Source organism: Aliifodinibius sp. S!AR15-10 (assembly GCF_031569985.1).
Taxonomy (GTDB): domain Bacteria; phylum Bacteroidota; class Rhodothermia; order Balneolales; family Balneolaceae; genus JAMQKA01.
Genome location: NZ_JAMQKA010000127.1, coordinates 1 through 715, shown reverse-complemented (window position 1 = coordinate 715; position 715 = coordinate 1). Strand labels below are relative to the sequence as shown.

The 715-nt window shown below is 60.7% G+C and carries 1 protein-coding gene; it reads right to left on the bottom strand.

Features of this window, described 5'->3' with window-relative positions:
* Positions 1 to 21: 21 nt before the first annotated feature.
* Positions 22 to 456 (bottom strand): transposase, encoded by a 435-nt coding sequence (locus NC796_RS27000; protein WP_409070433.1) that lies wholly within the window; start codon positions 454 to 456, stop codon positions 22 to 24.
* Between the last annotated feature and the right edge of the window lie 259 nt (positions 457 to 715).

The following is a 715-nucleotide window of genomic DNA, read 5'->3' as shown; positions in this document are numbered from 1 at the left end:
TTTTGGTATTCTAAGACTTAGTCAAGAAGATTCGGTTATCTGATGTTGATAGATTTTCACGTAAGGAGTCCCTCGTTTGATCACCGCAAACACCCGATACAGCAACTTGCAGACGACGGCATTGCGTACGCTTTGCGGGTGTTTGCCCTCGGCGCATTTGCGCTGGTAGTAGGCCCGTAGTTCCGGATCATACTGGATCGCCGAGTGCACCCCGTTCAGCAACAGTGTCTTCAGCCGCACGCATCGCCACCGGCTGACGCGGTCGGGTCTTTTGTTCTGGCCGGATTGGTGGGGAAATGGGGCACACCCGGCGAAGCAGGCCAGCTGCCGCCCGCCGGTAAACCGGGCGAACCCCTCGGTGTAGACCAGCAACCACCCGGCAATCACCGGGCCAATGCCCGGAATACTGACCAGCAGCTGGTATTGCCCGCGCAGGCTCGAATAGGTTTCCAACATGGATTTGAGCTTGCGATCGACCTGCCGCAGCTGGGCGGAAAGGTGTTCCTGCTGGTCCTGCATTTGGGCGATGATCTCCCCCAGATCAACCACCTGGCCGGTCAGCTGGTTGGCTTTGATCGCGTTGGCCAGTCCCGTGCGCATCTTGACCAGCCGTTCCCGCCACAACAGCCACCCGCGCAGCTCAAGCAACGCGCCCGAGGGCAGCCGGCTCGGGCGCAGCCGGTCGCGGAACCGCCAGCAGTATTCGGCCAGCCGC